The sequence below is a fragment of the Desulfamplus magnetovallimortis genome, from assembly GCF_900170035.1.
GTDB classification, from domain to species: Bacteria; Desulfobacterota; Desulfobacteria; order Desulfobacterales; family Desulfobacteraceae; genus Desulfamplus; species Desulfamplus magnetovallimortis.
This window is the reverse complement of the sequence record NZ_LT828546.1, coordinates 125,916-145,750: the sequence shown is the minus strand read 5'-3', so window position 1 is coordinate 145,750 and position 19,835 is coordinate 125,916. Positions and strand designations below refer to the sequence as shown.

Genomic DNA, 19,835 nt, shown 5'->3' with positions numbered 1-19,835 from the left:
GGCTAAAGAGGATGGTGAAAAGATAGGGATGGAAAAAGGTGAAAAAATAGGGATGGAAAAGGGTGAAAAGATAGGAATTGAAAAGGGGTTGAAAACCGTTGCAAGCCAAATGCTTAAAAAAGGTGAATCCATTGATAAAATTTCTGAATTTACAGGATTGTCAACTGAAGAGATAAAAAAACTGAATTAGTGGCATATAACTTGCTTTTAAGCATGATTTCTTATTATAGTGCACTGTCAAGACTTAATTTTAGGGTTATCTGCAACGTAGAGACAAGGCATGCCTTGTCTCTACAATTAAACGACCCCTAATTTTTAGCTTTGACAATGCAATAGGCATTAGTAGTGTTGATCTATAGTATTCCAGATAATTAAATTGATAGTGGAAAGGTCTAACTATCTGTTATCTGGATTATTTTTTTTGACCAAAAAATAAAATAATTTTCTGGAAAGCTATATTAAAAAAAATCATGTTGGTTTTAGTTTGCTTTTTTTATAAAAAAACCCCTTTAGCAAACCTTTATAATAGTCAAAAAAATGATAGGGACGATCTTTTTTTAACCGACACATCAAAGCATTGTAAAATGATTAATTATTCCAATGCTTTTCAAAAGTCAACACTTGTAGTCTTGTCCGACAGTTCCTTCACAGTTCCCAGTATATTTCTTATGAGGTCATACAATGAAGTCTAACAAACAAAAATTATCCAAATTATTTTTCATAGTTATTTTATCATATGCTGTATTCAATCCATTAAAAACCATGGCTGCTCCTGGGCAAATCATTATGGGAGATGGCAGTGGTGGTGGTGGTGGTGGTGCTGGATCATGGAAGACAGCAGGTAGCGGTGGGACAGGTGGTGGCGGCGATGACACTATTGTAGCCACAACTGAAGATGATGTCATTTTTGGTGATGGCAGTGGTGGTGGAGGTGGGTTGCAATTTGCTGAAGCTTCAATCGCAGGTGGTATTGGTGGAGGAGGAAGCGACTTTATCCAGGGAAATGAAGGCAATGACATTATCTTTGGAGACGGATTTGGTGGAAGAAATGCAACTTATGTTTGGACAACCCAATATGAGATTACTCCTGGTCATGGTGGACTGGGAGGTGGTGGTGGAGGTGGCGGTTCTGCTGGAGCAAATGCTGGGGCAATAGACAAGATTGGCCAAAATGGTGGTGATGGAGGTATTTGTGCTGGAGGGGGCGGAGGGGGCGGAGCTTACTGGACAAGTTACGAAGCAGGAGCCGGCGGTTCAGGAGGAATACACGGAAATCCAGGAGAAACTTTAGTGTTGGGTGACATGAATGGGGGTGATGGAGGAAGCGGTGCGGATACGGCTTTAGCTGGCTATAAAGGTGGCCTACCATCATCAGGTGGAAGTGGTGGAGGCGGCGGTGCAGGATTCGGAATCTCTGGAGACGGGGGAAATGGCGGTGTGGGAAACAGCACTGATGCAACACCTGGATCAACAGGAGATACGGCCGTCTATACTTACCCTGATGCGAGTAGTGCCATTATTTTTCTTAAAACAACAATTGGCCTTGCAAACATATTGAATGATTACGCCGGTCCTAATTGGGCGTCTTACGGTACAGGTAACGATACGATTGATGGTGGGGGTGGATCGGATGATCTGTTCGGATTGGGGGGAAACGATATTTTTTTGTTTGAATTGACCCATGCCGGGGCAACGGATGAAGATGTCATATGGGACTTCAATGTGTCGGGGAGTGATACTTTATCGTTGAAAAACGGGGGGCAATACATCGATAATGCAACTAAAGAGGGCATTATTGCGGGGCAAATAATAAACGGTAACGACCGTTCTTTGGTTTTTTCCGGCAGTGGTCATCAGATAACGATTACAATTAAAAACATTGGGCGTAATATCTCCGAAGGTGATTTTATAGATTATGTTGGTGTGACAACGACGTCCATAACATCCATTACATCGTTCAGTGCCTCAAGTGGCGGGACAATAACGCTTGGGGAAGATGCCGCTCCCATTACAGCCCGAGGTGTTTGCTGGAATACAGTGGGAAACCCGACGACCGGTGACAACACCACTTCGGACGGAAGTGGAACGGGTGCCTTCATAAGTAATCTTACCGGCCTTACTTCCGGTACGACATACTATGTAAGGGCGTATGCCATAAATGGCAGTGGGACTGTTTATGGTACTCAGAATCAATTTACCACACAAGTGCCTACAAACAATGCCCTCACTTTTGACGGAACAGATGACAATGTCACCATCCCTGACAGTTCCAACCTGGATATCACCACGAATATTACCATAGAAGCCTGGGTCTATATCAACACTCTCAACCAGCACGCATTTTTCATTGACAAATGCTTCTCCGAGATGACAGGGGGCTTTGCCATTTCCTACGAAACAAATGACAACCTTTGGCTGTATTTAAAAGAAGCCAATGATGTCGTGGTTAATGGAGACCACTACCAGGCGGCATATGTTCCGAAAGAAAAAATGCTGGGTGCCTGGCACCATGTTGCGGCAACCTATGACGGCATTTCCAGTAAACTCTTTCTGGACGGTGTACTGGTGTCGGAAAAGGCTGCCAGCGGCGGTGGATTGAGCACCAATGATAATCCCCTTATCATTGGAAGCGTCAGAACAAATGGCTACTATGTTGATGGTTCTGTTGATGAAGTGCGTATCTGGAATGTGGCAAAGACAGCAGATGAAATCGGGCAAAACATGTACCGTGAGCTGGAGGGCAATGAAGCAGGTCTTGTGGCCTATTACAATTTTAATGAATCTGGGGGCACCACTCTTTATGATAGGACAACAAAAAGCAACAACGGTACTTTCAATGGAGCAGGTACGGCATGGGTGGAATCACAGGCCATGAAGCCGGTCAACATCACCATCAGCGATGTGACAACTACAGGTTTAACAGCAAGCTGGACAGAGGGAGGAGCCACAGATACCTTTAATTTGCAGATAGCTGACAATGCTGCTTTCACAAATCCCATTAACATTACAGCTAATCTTGACTCCAATGGAGATTCTACTATCTACAGCTACAACATTACGGGACAAAATTTTATTGAATCGACCCCCTATTACTATCGAATGGCTGTCAGAAATGAAAGCGGCACCAGTTCATATTCAGAAACAAAAGAGTTCATGGTGGCACCTGGCAATGCCCTGGATTTTGATGGAACAGATGATTATGTGGAAGTAGCAAACAACGCAAGCCTTGATATTTCAGTTACAAATCAACTTACCATCGAAGCCTGGGTAAAAATTGATAATCTTGATGCCCATAGATTCATTATCAGCAAAGATTGGGGAACATCTTATGCTTTAAGCTATGAACAGGATCAAAGATTTTGGTTCTATTTACTTGAGAGTGGTGATGATGTTGCCGCAGGTGATGCTCGTGTAATAACCGAACCTATATCGGATATTTTAGGTGAATGGCATCATATTGCAGGTACTTATGAAGGAACGTCTCAAAACATCTATTTGGATGGAGAATTAGTTGCCACAGGAGTTGGTCGAAATACTGGACTGACCGCCTCCAGTGGGAATTTATTTTTAGGCTACTCCGGAAGCAGTGGCGCTCCTCATCCATTCGATGGTTCCATGGATGAAGTTAAAATATGGAACACTGCCAGATCAGCAGATCAAATCAGGCAAAGCATGTACCGTGAACTGGAGGGAAATGAAGCAGGTCTTGTTGCCTACTACAACTTTAATTCATCAAGTGGAACTGCATTGGAAGACAAATCATCCAACAGCAATGAAGGTATTCTTACAAATATGGATCCATCGGCAAACTGGGTTGCATCCGATTGCTTTAACAAAGCCCCAACAGAGATCCAGTTGTCGTCCCAGAGTTTAGCCGAAAATTTAGCATCAGGAACCGAGGTGGCAGTGATCACAGCAACCAATGAGGAATCAGGTGATACACTTACATATTCCCTGACTGCCGGAACAGGGGACACAGACAATGCCAGCTTCACTATATCAGGGGACAAACTGAATAGTGCTGAAGAGTTCAATTACGAGATCAAAAATCAGTATAATATAAGAATCAGGGTTGAAGATGGCACAGGGCACTTTTATGAAGATACATTCATTATTGATATCACAGATATAGCCGGTGAAATGGAGGTACTTCATTTAAACAGCGGCCATTGGAACACCATGCTCTCCTATGATACAGGGGTCAACTATGCCTGGGGAAGCAATGCCGATGGAATGTTCGGCTACCTTCCGGACGCAGCACTGAGCCAGACGCCACTGACCATTCCCAACCATAACGGTTTTACACAACTCTCTTCTTATTTTGGATACTGTACCCTGGCAACCCAAAATGATGGAACAGCATGGTCATGGGGTCAGAACTACCATGGACGACTGGGAAGCGGCAGCACCAATAAGTATCTGGATAATCCACTGCCAGTCCAGATAACTTCACTTTTAAACATTAAAGAGACTGCTGCTTCCTCTGAAACCGCCTATGCCCTTACCAATGACGGTGATGTCTACTCCTGGGGATATGAACACAGAGGTGCCCTGGGAAATGGAATATCTGGCACTCATCCCAACGTTGTTTATACACCCACCAAAATTTCAGGAGATCTTGATACCCTCAATATAACTTCCATTGAAGCAGGCTATCTCCAGGGATTTGCCCTTACAGATACCGGTGATGTCTATTCCTGGGGAGGCCAGTACTATGGGGTGCTGGGCACCGGTGTTGCTGAAGGAAGTGCGATCGCAACGCCAGCAAAAATCGCTTCCCTTTCCAATATTACAAAGATGGACGTTTACTATATTGATGGCGTGGCGCTTGATACCACAGGGGATGTTTTTGCATGGGGGAATCAATTCGGGCAGGGGTTGCCCCAGGAGATTGCATTTTTTGAAGATATAACAGTGGTGGATGTGGCAGTTGGACAAGGGTATATATTGGCACTGGATGACACCGGTAACGCTTACAGTGTGGGAAGTGGCAGCTATGGAGCCTTGGGGTTGGGGGATACCGGCAGCCGCACCATTCCTGAACAGATAACCGCACTTGCCGGTAAAACAATTACAAGCATCCACACAGATTCCCAGCACTCATTTGCCATAACCCAGGCAGGGGAAGTTTATGGATGGGGCAGAAACGACAAGGGACAACTTGGGGATGGAACCTTTACAGATCAATTAAGCCCCATATTGATATCATCCATCAACGCCGCCAATGTTGCCGATATCGTGACCTCGGGAAGCAATACTTTTATCATTAACAATGACACCACAATTGATGTCATTGGATCCAATTGTGCAGGAATGTTTGCCGATGGGTTGCAACCCTACAACCGGGTACCTGGAAATGCAGCAAATATTCCCGAGTTTGATAAAATATCCCTTGCAAGGGAGCATGGTGTCGGCCTTAAAAGTGATGGAACAGTCTGGACATGGGGCGTTAACAGCGGTGGGCAGTTGGGTGATGGAACCTACATCAATAAATATATTCCTGTGCAGGTGGTGGGGGCAATATCCCATACGCATCAAGCTAAGGTTTTCAAAGCCTTATCAGACGGGTTTTTCTAATTTTTGTTGTTAAGATGTTTGATTTTATATTTATAATAAAAACAAAGTCTTATATTCTTAGCTTGATGCGTATGGGGCAATATCCGGAAAGACCATTGTGGATATTTCAGCGGATAGCGGTACAACATTGGCGGTTGACAACACAGGTCAAATCTATTCCTGGGGCAGTGCCAGCAGCAACCGCTTAGGCAATGGCAGCTCTTCGGACTCCAATGTTCCTGTGGCTGTCACAATGACCAACATCACCGGAACCATTATCAAGGTCAGTATGGGAAATCTCCACGCCATGGCACTTTCCAATGATGGTTCTGTCTATGTGTGGGGATTTGACAGATATGGCTGCCTTGGAACCCCAGCCGTGGCAAATGAAGCCCAGCAAACCATCCCCATCGCAATGGATAACTCAGGATTTGGAACAGCAATTGATATTGAGGCGGGAGTTGCAGGTTCCTATGTAACCGCAACAGATGGTACGCTCTGGACAACGGGCTACTTCACAGGGGATGAGGTCTATCAGATGCATGATGTGCCCTACAAGGTAAAATTAGTGGATGGTAATACAGGAACCTCTGATTATGCCACAGCTTCAGACTTAGCACCGGTAAAACAGATGGCTGCGGGATATTATAATTTTGCAGTTTTAACAGAAGCGGGGGATGTTTACACCTTTGGAGCCAATGACAATGGTTCAGCAGGAAATGGAGTGGACGGCACTCCACAGAGGGCACCATACCTTGTGTTAACGGATGTTAAATTCATATCATCGGGAATGGATTTTACAATTGCTGTTAAAAATGATGACACCATCTGGAGCTGGGGTACAAACAACCTGGGGCAGTTGGGCAGTGGCGAAGTGGCAAACAGTCTCACGCCTGTGGAGATAACCCTTAACAGGGCACCCACTGATATATCAATGAGTCAGACAAGTGTGGATGAAAGGTTGCCGGAAGGGAGCCTCATTGCCAACTTTTCCACAACAGACCCGGATACCGGGGACAGTTTTACCTATGAATTTATTTCTGGAACAGGGGATACAGATAATAGTGCCTTTACCATTGATCGTTACCAGCTTCTGGTAAAGGATTTTATCAATTATGATCTCCAGAATACATATTCCATTCGCATGCGTTCAACAGACACAGGGGGGCTTTATACAGATAAATCCTTTACAATAACCGTAAATGATCTTCCCAATCCAGTTCATACGGTTACAGGTACAGCAAGGTTCTGGGCAGGAGGGGGAAGCATCACACCAACCAGCCAGATTGTGGACGAAGAGACCACAACCACCTTGACTGTTACTCCAGATTCAGGTTCAAGCATCTCAACTGTTATTGGCTGTGGTGGCAGCATGACAGATGCCGATACCTATACCACTGCAGCCATAAGTGCTGACTGCGAAGTTGTTGCCACATTCACCCTCAATAGCTACACTGTCACCGGCATTGCACCCGGGGCAGGCTTGGGGGGAAGCATCTCCCCGGCAGATCGCTCAGTAAACCACGGGGATACCACAACATTCACAATTTTGCCGGATTGGGGATATACGGCTTCAGTAAGTGGCTGCGGTGGAAGTTATGTCGCTGGATCAACCACATATACCACAGGTACCATTGCCGGTAGCTGCGAAGTAACGGCCACGTTTTCCCCAAAACAATATACAGTGAGAGGTATTGTTACGGCCAACGGTAAAATAGATGGGCTTGACCAGTCCATCAAAACCGTAAACCATGGTGAGAAAACCTCATTTACAATAACACCGGATACGGGATTCGGCATTAATGCTGTCCTAGGATGCAATGGCACTTTGAACGGAAATACCTATACCACAGGCAATATTACCGGCCCATGTAAGGTTATGGTGTTTTTTCAATCACAATAGTATTTCATATACTAAAAATCGACATCTTATTGCTTTTTCAGAAGTTATTGCAGTTGTCTGAACCAGGATAACCAGGATGGATAGGATGCTCAGGATAGATAATCCTGCCTTATCTTGTTAATCTTGGGAATCCTGATTCAGACAGTGTTGACAAGGCTTACAAGATCATAGGTGTCGACTTTGAGCATATAACATACATGGCGTTATTGGGTTACCACAGGATTTGCTTCTGGATTGAACGGGCTGGTACGAACTGCAAGGGAAAAAAGATAGCCGTAGTTTTTTGAAAGATAGTGCATATAGCGAAGCCATTCCAGTGTGAGAAGTCTGTAGATTCTGATGGCATCACCCTCAAGATGCTTTCTGTCAGTCGGCAGCAGAACCTTTATGTCAGGACGGTTAATCAGCTCATCCCTCAGGTGAAAAACAGCACGTAGAAGTTCTGTAAATGTTTCATGCTCCTGTATGATTGGATTTTCAATGAGCCTCAGCAACAGATTGCGCTTATGCTGAAGATACTCATTTATTTCCAGAAAAGGATAATTTGGTGATTCGTTACCGGAAGAGTCGGATGGGAAATCATACGGCAAAAGTGAATCTATTTCAAATTTGTGCAGTTTCACTGTTTTAAAAGCGCTGGTAAATGTACTTTCACTCCATTCTCCTGAAATGTGCAGCAGGGTGTTAAGTTCTTTAATGTTGGGATCAAGCCTGGATAAACTATTTAGAAGTCTGTTGCCCATCTCGCTGAAAAAAAGCCCTGTTACCATGTTGAGTTTTTCGTGTCTTTGTAACTCCTCTCTGCGGTTTACAAATAGGTCTGTGATACTTGCAACAACTCCCAGAAACGTACCCACTCCACCCACAATCATAAACAGAGACAGAATCTTGCCGATGTGGGTCTGGGGATGTATATCACCATAGCCAACAGTTGCCATTGTGACTATTGAAAAATAGAGGGCATCCACAAGTGACAGCTTTTCAAATATCATGAAACCGGCAGTGCCGGACACAAGAAGAATCGAAAAAATAGTTGAGTAGATTTTGATTCTTATATTATCTGAGGTCATTTTGATTTCTTTTATTTTGATGATATCTTTTAGGTAAAAATATCACACCTTCTTCAGGCTTTTGCTAAAAGGTTTCGGGGAAGTCATTTTGTCCGGGCAGCAGAACAGATAGTACAAAACAGATTATGGTCACAGCAAATACAATGATAAATGTGCTGGATACACTCTCAATAACAGCATTCTGAAGGGGGATAACCACCTGTTCCGGTATCATTGCCTGGAATTCCGGTCGCAGCAGATTCTCCATACTCTGTTGAAGGCGAGAGAGAAGCTCGTCCGGCAGGTTGGCACCTGCTGCCTCAAGTTTGCTCATAAGTTGGTTTGTGACAAAACCACCACATACCCCCACTCCAATTGCTCCCCCGATTGTTCTTGAAAACTGATGAAACGAAGTTGCAATGCCAAGGTGCTCGTTTTCAACGCTCTCCTGTACAATGAGCAGCGTGGCAAGGCTGATAAAGCCCATGCCCATGCCCACAACCTGAAATACCAGAAAGCATATGGTTATGGTGGTGCTACCTGAAAATGACAGAGTCATGGCACTACCTGAGAGCAGAAGCAGCGCACCTGCAAGGGTTACTTTTTTTCTACCGGACTGTTGCATGACTCTGCCAATGAAAAAAGCGCCAATTGACCATCCAAGACTTAATGAGAGCATTGAATATCCCACCTGAAGGGCAGAGAGTCCAAGTCCTCCCTGTAAAAAAAGAGGTGCATAGGCAAACAGTGCAAAAATGGAGAAGCTGGCACAAAATGTTATGGTGTTGCCCAGGGCAAATGCCGGATATTTAAAGAACTCAATATTGAGGATTGGGTCATTTGCCCTTTTTTCAGTATAGTAAAATCCAATACCCATTAATATTGTCACAATTCCAAGGAGAAAAATTATGGGAGAATTCCAGGGTATATCCCGTCCTCCGGCCACCACTATTGTCAATATTCCCAATATAAATCCTGACAACAGGATTACCCCTGCAATGTCAAGATCAATTTTATGGGGTTTTGGTCTAACTTCATGAAAAAACAGGGCAATTCCGATAAGGGATGCAATTCCGAGGGGAAGATTTATATAAAAAATCCAGCGCCAGGAGAACCATGTGACAATGAAGCCACCCATGGTGGGACCAACAAGACTTGCAATACCCCAGATTGAGCTTGCAAGGGAGAGTGTTTTGGCACGTTGTCCCGGCAGGGCAACATCAGAAAGCACAACATAGACAAGTGCAAATATGCCGCCGGTGCCTATTCCCTGAAAAATCCTTGTTGCCACCAGAAAATCCATTGAGAGAGAGGCGCCTGCTGCCACCGAAGCCAGTACAAAAAGTGTAATTGAAAACAGAAAAAGATTTTTTGTTGGAAAGAGATCCGACAGCTTGCCAAAAACAGGTAATGAAACAGCACGGGCAAGAAAATAGCTTGAGTATGCCCAAGAGTAGAGATGAAGGCCGCCAAGCTCTCCTATAATGGTTGGCATGGCAGCAGACATGACAAGGGCATCAAGTGCACCCAGGAAAAGTGCCAGAAGTGCTGAAGCAATGATCCAGTTTCTGCCTGCAACGGGTTTTTTCTTATCGTTCATTTTATCTTCCCTGTTTTTTTTACCTGTCCCGTGTTATTTCCTTAACCTGCCAGAGTATATATGAAAGATGCCTGATTTAAAAATCATTTCTGTTTCCGGTTTGTTCCGGTCAGGAGAAAGTTATTATCATGAAATTCTCCCATGCTTCTGTATCTGTTATCAAAAAAATCCCTTTACGTATCAATATCTTCCCTTTTTTGAACTGGATTGCAAAAGTAAATCCTGTGACAATAAGGGCTGATCTACTTGCGGGTCTTACCGGTGCATTCATAGTTCTGCCCCAGGGGGTCTCCTTTGCCATGATTGCAGGGCTTCCACCGGAATATGGTCTTTATACTGCAATTATTCCTCCCATCATTGCCGCCCTTTTTGGTTCATCCATGCATCTTGTATCAGGCCCTACAACTGCCATATCCATTATTGTCTTTTCCACTTTGACGCATTTTGCAACTCCTGGTACCTCTGAGTATATTCGTCTTGCGTTGACCCTGACATTTCTGGCAGGTGTTTTTCAGTTGGGATTTGGCCTTGTAAGACTTGGCACGTTAATAAATTTTGTCTCCCACTCTGTTATTGTTGGCTTTACAGCAGGTGCAGCATTTCTCATTGCCACAGGCCAGCTTAAACATGCGCTTGGCATACCCATCCCCAATGGTTCTTCCTTTGTCACAAGCTGGGTGATAATCCTTAAAAGTTCAAGTGAGATCAATCCATATGAGTTTTCAGTGGCATTGGTTACCCTTGTTTTTGCTGCAACCCTTAAAGCCCTGCGGCCGCGTTGGCCAGGACTTTTGATAGCTCTTGTCATTGGAAGCCTGTTTGCTTTTCTTCTTGGAGGAGATGCCAATGGTATAAGGCTTCTGGGGAAACTGTCCGGAACTCTGCCCCCCATCTCCTCACCGGACTTTAATCTGGATACATTGAGAATGCTTGCCCCTGGTGCTCTTGCCATTGCACTTCTTGGGCTTATTGAGGCTCTTTCAATTGCCAGGTCAATTACCGTTTTTTCAGAGCAGCACATAAATGGAAATCAGGAGTTTATAGGCCAGGGGCTTTCAAACATTGCTGGAAGTTTTTTTTCAGCATATGCAAGTTCCGGTTCCTTTACCAGATCTGGTGTCAATTATGATGCAGGAGCTGTGACTCCAATGGCCAGCATATTTTCCGCCCTTTTTCTTGCACTGATTATTGTTCTGATTGCTCCTCTTACTGCCTGGCTGCCGCTGCCTGCAATGGGGGGTGTGATACTTGTGGTGGCGGTAAAGCTAATTGACGTCAAACATATCAGAGAGATTCTTAAAAGTAGTAGATCGGATACTTTTGTTCTTTTGACAACTTTTTTGAGTACACTGTTTTTTGAGATAGAGTTTGCCATCTACGCTGGTGTTTTTCTATCCCTTGCCATATATTTAACAAGAACTTCCCATCCACATATATCTGTCATGGCACCGGATCCTGAAGAGTTCAGGAGGCCGTTAAAGGCAGTTAACAAGGGGAAGTCTTCTGGGTTTAACGAGCATGGACTTGATAAACATGGGTTTGATAAGCATGGACTTGATAAACATGGGTTTGATAAGCATGGACTTGATAAACATGGGTTTGATAAGCATGGACTTGATAAACATGGGTTTGATAAGCATGAGCTTGATGAGCATGAACCTGATGAAAATAATTTGTCCGAATGCCCTCAACTGAAGATTATTCGTGTTAATGGTTCACTTTTCTTTGGTGCTGCAAGCCATGTTGCTGAATTTCTGGAGGAGTTGGAGGATGAGCCATCTCTCTTCCATCAACCAGCTCAAAGTCTTCTTATTATGGGGTATGGTATTAATTTTATTGATGTTTCAGGTGCCATGATGCTGGTTCAGGAAGCCAGACGGCGGGAAAAGAGAGGAGGCTCTCTCTATCTTTGCAGGCTAAACAGGGATGTGCTCTCTTTTATGGAGCATGGGGGCTTTATATCTGAAATTGGCCAGGATCATTTTTTTACCACCGAGCGAATCGCCATATCCAGGATATTCCAGAAGATGGATAAAGAGGTTTGTGGTGTCTGTACAGCAAGGATTTTTACAGAGTGCCGTAATGTGTGACAATATATTCTCTATCCTGGCCATCCTTTTCATCCTGGTGATCTTTATTCAGACAAATTGCCTGCTTTAGAATCAACCCTTTATTTTATTATGAGCCATATACCCAGGATCATTATCCCAATACCTGACAGCCTTGATGGACTCAGCATGCGGATGTCAGCACCAAGAAGCCCGAAGTGGTCAATGATGGCGGCAGAAACAAACTGCGCAGCTACCATAAGTGTTAAAGCTGGTACAAGTCCAAGGCGGGGCGTGGTATAGCCAATTGTTCCCACAATGACAAGGCCGGTAATTCCGCTTGAAAGTGTGTACCAAGGTACACTTTGAAATGCACTTAGATTACCTCCTCGGGCAAAAAGCATCATAAGCCCCACACAAAGTCCTCCGCCGCCATATGTTATAAAAACGCTTTCCAGAGTGCCCATATTTTTATCAAGTACGCCCATGAACTGGGCCTGTATTGTCACAAATATGCCGCCAATGATTGCCACAATTACTAATAGTATTATGTTTAACAATTATAGATTGCTCCTTACGCGGTTTGCTGTCAATTGACAGAATTTAGATTGTTATCGTTATATTTTGTTTTCTTTGGGTTTTAGACCTTTATGATGTGTTTCACTGTAACAGGGTAGGAATAGATATTCCGGTATAGACATTCACCGATATTCCGGTATAGACATGCACCGATATTCCGGTATAGACATGCACCGATATTCCGGTATAGACATGCACCGATATTCCGGTAGAGACGTTGCATGCAACGTCTCTACTTTGATATGTTTTTTCATAAGGCATTTACAGAAAGAAAACAAGGCAATTAACATTGACTTGCAAAGATAATGGTAATAGTAATTTGCAGTGAAAGTGGTTCAAAGTATTTTTATGATCGTGGTATGTCGGAATTTTTCGCTTCAAACAGGGAATTTGCTATAAGGGAAATCCAATGGGAAGTAACACGTTGTTTTCTCCGGAAAGAATTCTTGAAATATTAAAAGGCACAGGAGTTTTCAGCAGATTTGATGAAAGTCATCTCGTTTATCTGATCTCATGCTCCAGAGTTGAGCATTTTAAAAAAGGAACTATCCTCATTGAAGAGCATAAAATCAATGAAAACATTTATGTTATCATGCAAGGCTCTGTGGCAGTTTATGTTGACAATGAACTGATTCTGAAAATGAAAAGGGTGGGGGACATTATAGGTGAGATGAGTGTAATGACAAGATCCCTTGCCAGTGCAACTGTTATTGCTGATACTGATGTTGTTTTGTTTCTTGTCTCTTCAGAGAATATACATGATGAGAGCCGTTCTGAGCTGAATTCCCTCTGGCTGAAAATTTTTTCAGATATATTAAGTTCAAGGCTCACAATGACAAACCAAAAACTTCTGGGCTATCAGGCAGCAAGTGCTGAACTTGACCAGAAGAAGCGTGAGCTTCAGCAAAAAACCGTTATCCTTCAGTCAGTTATGGGCAGCATGGGAGATGGTGTGGTCATAACTGATGAGCATGGCAATATTCTTCATATAAATGAATCATTCAAAAATATGGTTGGAAATATTAAAATTTCCTGTGATGCAGAAAAGTGGCCAGAAGCAGCAGGCCTTTTCATGTCTGATGGTACAACTCTTTATTCTGTGTCTGATCTCTTGCACGAAGAGTTTATGCCGGTTTCTGAAGAATCTGCCCCAACAGACAGAAACTCGTTTGACAATCCGGTGGCTCCAAGGGAAATTCTGGTCAGAAATAATAATCTAAAGGAAGAAATCTGGCTTCATGCCGGAAGCAGTATCCTTAAAGATAGTGATGGAAAGAGACTTGGCGGTGCGGTCATTGTATTTCGTGACTACACAGGAAAAAAACATGAAGAGCAGGCACTGATAAAAGCAAAGGAGAGTGCCGAGGCTGCTTCTGTGGCCAAGAGTAATTTTCTTTCTGTCATGAGCCATGAGTTGAGAACACCTCTTAACGGCATACTTGGCATGGCTGATCTTCTTGGCAGCAGCGACATAACAGATGAGCAGGAATCCTGGATAAAAAGTATTATGGACAACAGCCGGGAGCTTCTCACAAAGATCAGGAATATCCTTGATTATAACCAGCTTGAATCTGGCGGGATAAAGTTAGCTCATAAAAAATATTCCCTTGAGTCAGTTATAAAAGAGCTTGAAGAACGCTACCGGAAAAAGGCTCTGTCCCGTGGAATAGAACTTGAAGTTAGTTTAAGGGGAGATATCAAAGGTGTAACTTTCAAGGGAGATCAGGGCAGGGTGGCACAGATACTTGACCATTTAATGGACAATGCCTTTAAGTTTTCTGAGAGCGGGAGAGTCAGGCTTGTTGTTTCTGAATCAGCATATCCTTCAGCAGAGTTTCAACTATCTCCTTCAGCAGAGTTTCAACTATCTCCTTCAGCAGAGTTTCAACTATCTCCTTCAGCAGAGTTTCAACTATCTCCTTCAGCAGAGTCTCAACTATCTCCTTCAGCAGAGTCTCAACTATCTCCTTCAGCAGAGTCTCAACTATCTCCTTCAGCAGAATCTCAACTATCGGGTGGCTCTATGGCGAAAAAGAGAGTTTCTTTTGAACTGTCTGACAACGGCATCGGTATGTCAAATGAGCAATCTTCATTGCTCTTTACCCCCTTTTTTCAGGCAGACGCATCCTACAGTCGGAAATTTGAAGGCACCGGACTTGGCCTTGCCATATGCAGAAAACTCATTGAACAGATGGGTGGAGAAATCACTGTTAAAAGCACTCCCGGGGTTGGAACAAAATTCTCTTTTTATATTTTCCAGAAAGAGTGCAAGGATAATCCATCCCTGCCTGGAGATGAAAGCAAAAGTGAACCCATGCACAAAACCCCATCTCACTCAATATCTTATTTCTCAGGCCATGAAAATTTAATTAAAGAAGATCAAGTAAAGGGAGACTCAGAAGATAACGGCGGGGAGCAGAAAAACTTTAATATACTTGTTGCAGAAGATAATAAGGTCAATCAGTTGCTTATCAGAAAACAGCTTGTGAAATTAGGATATACTCCTAAAATTGCAGGAAATGGCGTTGAAGCTGTGAAAATGTGTAAGAGTGAATCATTTGATCTTATTCTTATGGATCTGCAGATGCCGGAAATGGATGGTATTCAGGCCAGCAGGGAGATAGTTGCCCTTAATCCTGATACACCAACTCCCTTTATTGCTGCTTTGACAGCCAATATCAGTGAGGGGGTACCGCAAGAGTGTCTTGATGCAGGTATGCAGGAGTTTTTAAGTAAACCCCTTGATATTGGCAAGCTGTGTGAAATTATCAATAACCTGAAGAAGATAAAATAGTGCTTCTTCAAGTTTAAACTGTCGGGTGACTTTTAAGGCTTTTCAAAGGTTCAAGGCATTTTCTACCCGACAATCAAACCTTGAAAGAACAATAGGTGCATCCGGCATGCTTCATATGGTTTCAAAAGTGCTTTGTGCTTTTCGGATTGAGATCCCGTAAAATGGAGATTGTGTTCCAGAAAATGTGAATCGGTAAATGAAAGATGCCATGCATTCTTTTTGAAATTATTCTCTTTTTCTCCAGGTATTGAAATAATTTTCTCAAGGTTTCAGAAATGCAAAGGTCTTGTTTTCATACAGCTTTTTATCAGCATCTGGATAGTCAACCCGTTCGCCGTTCCATGGTTTTACAAGGGTAATTGTGTTGGGCGCGCTGTTTTTATTCTCTTCTATATTGCTTCTGTGAAGGGGAACTTTGCCCCCTGCTGTTGCAATATATCTGGGTATGGCATCTCCTGATATATTTCCATACATGCTCTCCACAATATCCTGGCCGATTTCTATAGGTACCCTGAAATGGGCAAACTCGGGATTTCTGTAGGAGCAATTGAAAAGATAGTATGGTCTTACATAATTTTCATGGATTGTTTCGCATAGCTTCCACATTTTGACACGGGTGTCGTTTACTCCTTTGAGAAGCACCGCCTGGTTGAGCAGGGCAGAGACACTTTTGGATATATTTTTAAACGCTTCCCCTGAAACAGGTGTCACCTCCTGTGCTGTATTGATCTGAACAGAGATACGAAGGGGTTTTTTATCATTGCTTGCAGCAAGTATATCAAGAAGTTCGCTGTCAACCCTTTGTGGTACAGTTACAGGAATTCTGGTACCAAGACGTTTAACCTTTACATGGTCAATATCATCAAGGGCTTTAAGTATATTCTGAATCATTTTGTTGGGTAATGCAAAGGCATCGCCGCCGGTTACAAGGACATCCCTTATGCGATGGTTTGCTCGGATGTAGTCAATGGCCTCTTCATATGCCTGTTCCGGATATATCTGATCCTTTTTTCCTATATGGGCAATTCTCAGGCAGTGGGTGCAGTACATAGCACACATATTGGTTGCCTTTATTATGGCAACCCTTGGATAGAACTGGTCAATGAGACGAGCTGGAGAGTGATCTGCTGCAACAGGGGGGATTTCATCCCCAGGGTTTATGAGCATCTCAATTGTGGGCACTGACTGAAGAAGAACCGGATCATTTGCAAAACCTGTCTGTATGAGGCTTGCATAATAGGGTGTTAAACGCATTCGATACTTTTTTGTCACAGTTCTGATCTTTTTTTCCATCTCCATGGGAAGGTCAATGATTTTTGCAAGATCATCAACAGAGTCAATGCAGTGTTGCAACTGGCCGGAATATGAGTTCCAGTCAGACTCATCCATATTGAGGGAATTCATGATCCTTTTTTTATTTTCAAGCATGGTGTCCCAGAGTTCAAATCCGCTTGGAGCAGCCTTTTTATGTTCATTGAGGTAGGCATCCACCCTTTTTATTGCACTTTCCACAATGGGCATTGCACAGCCAACTCTGCCCCCGATTGAGACATTGTGTTCATCAGTGCTTTCATGTTCTGCTGCAAGGGCTTCAAGGGACTCTCTTGAAATGCCAACTGATAATGGAGAACAGTTCATGACATTTCCAAGCCAGCAAAGACGGGAAAAAAGCTCTATGACTGGTGCTGTAAGATCACTTTCACGGGCAGATATAAGCAAATTGGAAAATTCTTTTAAAAGTTCAGACGACACTTTTTTATTTGTTTTCTGAAAAAGATCATTTATAAGATTTGATGTCAGTATATCTAAAGTTTTCATATGGTTAACCTCCCTGATTCAATAGGTTTGCTGTAAATTTTTTTCTGTGAATCACTTTGATGATCATAACACTGTTCACTTTTTTTTTCCATGAAAAAAGGAAAAATAAGAATTTAAAATAATTTTTGGCATGGAAATTGAATGCTTTTGCCGTTAAAAGCGAATGACGCATTGTGTATATGTGTGATGTTTTTCTTAAAAGTAAGTTTTCAATTTTTTCATGTTGTAAACTCATATTATAATTGGCATAACAATTTGAAAGGACAGTTTAAAGTTGAAGAAGCATTATAGAAAAGAAACATTAGAGATAAGATATAAGTGGTTGATCATAGAACAACCGTTAAAAAAGGAGATAATATGAAAAAAGTTATCATTCGTTCAATGTTATTTTTATTTTTTGCAACCATATTTTTTATGGTTGAACCAGGACAAGTGAAGGCTGAAAAAATTTTTATAACCATTGGAACAGGTGGTGAAGATGGAGTTTACTATCCCACAGGCAACGCAATATGCAACCTTGTGAGCAAAGGCATGAGAAAACATGGCATAAAGTGTTCCGTTGAGGTAACAGGCGGTTCTGTTTATAATCTCAATTCCATTGCAGCAGGTGACTTTGACTTGGGTATTGTACAGTCAGACACCCAGTACAATGCTTATAATGGTAAAGGCACCTTTGAAGTTACAGGCGCAAATAAAAATCTTCGTTCACTGTTTTCGGTCTATCCTGAACCATTTACCCTTGTTGCAAGGGCAGATTCAGGTATCCATAAATTTGAAGATCTGAAGGGAAAGAGGGTAAATATTGGAAATCCTGGCTCCGGTTCCAGGGAGACCATGGATCTGCTCATGCAGGCATTTGGATGGACATCCGATGACTTTGAAGCAGCTCTTGAGTTAAAATCCAATGACCAGTCCAAAGCTCTTTGCGATAATAAAGTGGATGCAATTATATTTATTGGCGGCCATCCAAGTGATTCAATCAAGGAGGCAACCACTTTATGTGACTGTGTGATGGTTGAAGTTGCAGGCCCTGTCATTGACAAGCTGGTTGCGGAATATCCTTTTTACAGAACAGCAACCATTCCAGGGGGAATATACAAGGGCGCAGATAAAGATACCCTGACTTTTGGGGCAGGAGCGACTTTTGTAAGTTCAGCAATGGTTTCTGAGAAAGTGGCTTACAATATTGTTAAATTTGTGTTTGAAAACTTTGATGAGTTCAGAAGTTTTCATCCTGCATTTGCTGATCTCAAAAAAGAGGATATGGTAAAAGCAGGTCTCACTGCGCCTCTGCATGACGGGGCCGTGAAATATTACAAGGAAGCAGGTTTGATGTAAACCTTCATGGCCAAACATCCGGACTCCCCCGACCATGAAAATAATGTATCCATTTCCACGGTAAACAGGCATGATTGATTACGTATCAATCACCCCCAAATATAAAAATGATAGTCATTTTCACGGTAAAAATATGAAATATTTGAAAAGCAGTAACAGATCTTTGCAATCATCTGCCACATTGCCCATGAATTTAATTGAAACATCAGGCTTTCTGCCTGTTGCAGCACTTCTGGCTGCCGTGGTTCTATGGGGTGCTTCTTTTGCCTTTATGCGAACAGCGCTTCAGACTCTTAATCCATGGGCGGTCATGTGGCTGAGAATGATTATAGGCCTTTTTTGCATTATTCCTGTGATACCAGGAATGTTTGCAGGGGCTTATAAAAAGGGTGATTGGAAGATCCTTCTCCCCACAGTAATGTTTCAACCATGCATCTATTTTTTTCTTGAATCAAGGGCACTTCTTTTTACAACATCTTCCCAGGCCGGTATTATTTCTTCTTTTGTACCCTTGATGGTCACGGTGGGTGCCTGGATATTTCTTTCTGAAAAATTGAAATGGCAAAACAGTGCTGGAATATGCATATCCATTACAGGCGTTGTTGGGTTGACTCTTTTTGCTGATTCCAGGGCAACTGCTGTAAATCCGCTTTTGGGCAATATGCTGGAAGTTGGAGCAATGGCTGCTGCTGCTGCAAACATAATTCTGGTAAAGCAGCTTTCAGGTCGATACAATCCATGGCATCTTACCGCCATGCAGTTGCTTGCAGGAACAATTTTCTTTCTTCCGGGATTGAAGCAGATACTCTGTTTGCCCTCTGATACATGGACAGTTCAACTCATATTGATTCTGATTTTTCTGGGCGCATTTGTCTCTTTGGGCGCATTTGGTCTTTACAACTGGGGCATGAGCAAAATTACAGCATCTAAGGCTTCTTCGTTTATAAATCTGGTTCCTGTCACAGCCGTTATAATTGGGTGGAGTATGCTTGGCGAATCCCTCAATGGTATTCAGTGTATTGCAGCAGCTCTTGTTATTGCAGGTGTTTTGCTGAGCCAGAGTCGGGAAAAAGATTTGTGAAATACTTAGGAATGGGTTTTAAATAACGTACATGGCGGATTACCGCCACAATCGAAGGGATGAAATTCG

General features: G+C 42.9%; 11 protein-coding genes. 7 read left to right on the top strand and 4 right to left on the bottom strand.

Going from position 1 to position 19,835, the window contains the following annotated elements:
- The 3 genes from MTBBW1_RS13585 to MTBBW1_RS13575 all read left to right on the top strand — a co-directional run.
- A partial coding sequence (locus MTBBW1_RS13585) for a hypothetical protein (RefSeq protein WP_425430012.1) occupies positions 1–190 on the top strand: 190 nt, incomplete at its 5' end.
- Between the two features lie 491 nt (positions 191–681).
- A complete protein-coding gene (locus tag MTBBW1_RS13580; protein ID WP_080804314.1) occupies positions 682–5,577 on the top strand; it encodes an RCC1 domain-containing protein in 4,896 nt (1,631 codons plus the stop codon).
- A gap of 97 nt (positions 5,578–5,674) precedes the next feature.
- Complete coding sequence (locus MTBBW1_RS13575; RefSeq protein ID WP_080804313.1) at positions 5,675–7,459, top strand: InlB B-repeat-containing protein; 1,785 nt, start codon at positions 5,675–5,677, stop codon at positions 7,457–7,459.
- A 203-nt stretch (positions 7,460–7,662) separates the two neighbouring features.
- On the opposite strand, the gene MTBBW1_RS13570 is transcribed toward MTBBW1_RS13575, so the two are convergent.
- Positions 7,663–8,529, bottom strand: coding sequence for a potassium channel family protein (locus MTBBW1_RS13570; protein WP_080804312.1), 867 nt, complete (start codon positions 8,527–8,529; stop codon positions 7,663–7,665).
- Positions 8,530–8,593: 64 nt separating this feature from the next.
- Positions 8,594–10,108: an MFS transporter gene (locus MTBBW1_RS13565; RefSeq protein ID WP_080804311.1), complete on the bottom strand. Its 1,515-nt coding sequence runs from the start codon at positions 10,106–10,108 to the stop codon at positions 8,594–8,596.
- Between the two features lie 128 nt (positions 10,109–10,236).
- On the opposite strand from MTBBW1_RS13565, the gene MTBBW1_RS13560 reads away from it, so the two are divergent.
- Positions 10,237–12,198: a SulP family inorganic anion transporter gene (locus MTBBW1_RS13560; RefSeq protein WP_080804310.1), complete on the top strand. Its 1,962-nt coding sequence runs from the start codon at positions 10,237–10,239 to the stop codon at positions 12,196–12,198.
- An 80-nt stretch (positions 12,199–12,278) separates the two neighbouring features.
- On the opposite strand, the gene MTBBW1_RS13555 is transcribed toward MTBBW1_RS13560, so the two are convergent.
- A complete protein-coding gene (locus tag MTBBW1_RS13555; protein WP_080804309.1) occupies positions 12,279–12,716 on the bottom strand; it encodes a DMT family transporter in 438 nt (145 codons plus the stop codon).
- A gap of 428 nt (positions 12,717–13,144) precedes the next feature.
- Between MTBBW1_RS13555 and MTBBW1_RS13550 the strand changes: the two genes are divergently transcribed.
- Complete coding sequence (locus MTBBW1_RS13550; RefSeq protein ID WP_080804308.1) at positions 13,145–15,529, top strand: ATP-binding protein; 2,385 nt, start codon at positions 13,145–13,147, stop codon at positions 15,527–15,529.
- Between the two features lie 261 nt (positions 15,530–15,790).
- Here the strand turns inward: MTBBW1_RS13550 and MTBBW1_RS13545 are convergent, their stop codons facing one another.
- Positions 15,791–17,347 carry a KamA family radical SAM protein gene (locus tag MTBBW1_RS13545; RefSeq protein ID WP_080804307.1) on the bottom strand — a complete coding sequence of 519 codons (1,557 nt, stop codon included), beginning with the start codon at positions 17,345–17,347 and terminating at the stop codon, positions 15,791–15,793.
- 357 nt (positions 17,348–17,704) lie between these two features.
- Between MTBBW1_RS13545 and MTBBW1_RS13535 the strand changes: the two genes are divergently transcribed.
- The gene (locus tag MTBBW1_RS13535) at positions 17,705–18,685 is read left to right on the top strand and encodes a TAXI family TRAP transporter solute-binding subunit (RefSeq protein WP_080804305.1); all 981 of its coding nucleotides are present in this window, start codon (positions 17,705–17,707) and stop codon (positions 18,683–18,685) included.
- Positions 18,686–18,818: 133 nt separating this feature from the next.
- Positions 18,819–19,766: a DMT family transporter gene (locus MTBBW1_RS13530; RefSeq protein WP_186441284.1), complete on the top strand. Its 948-nt coding sequence runs from the start codon at positions 18,819–18,821 to the stop codon at positions 19,764–19,766.
- Positions 19,767–19,835 lie beyond the last annotated feature (69 nt).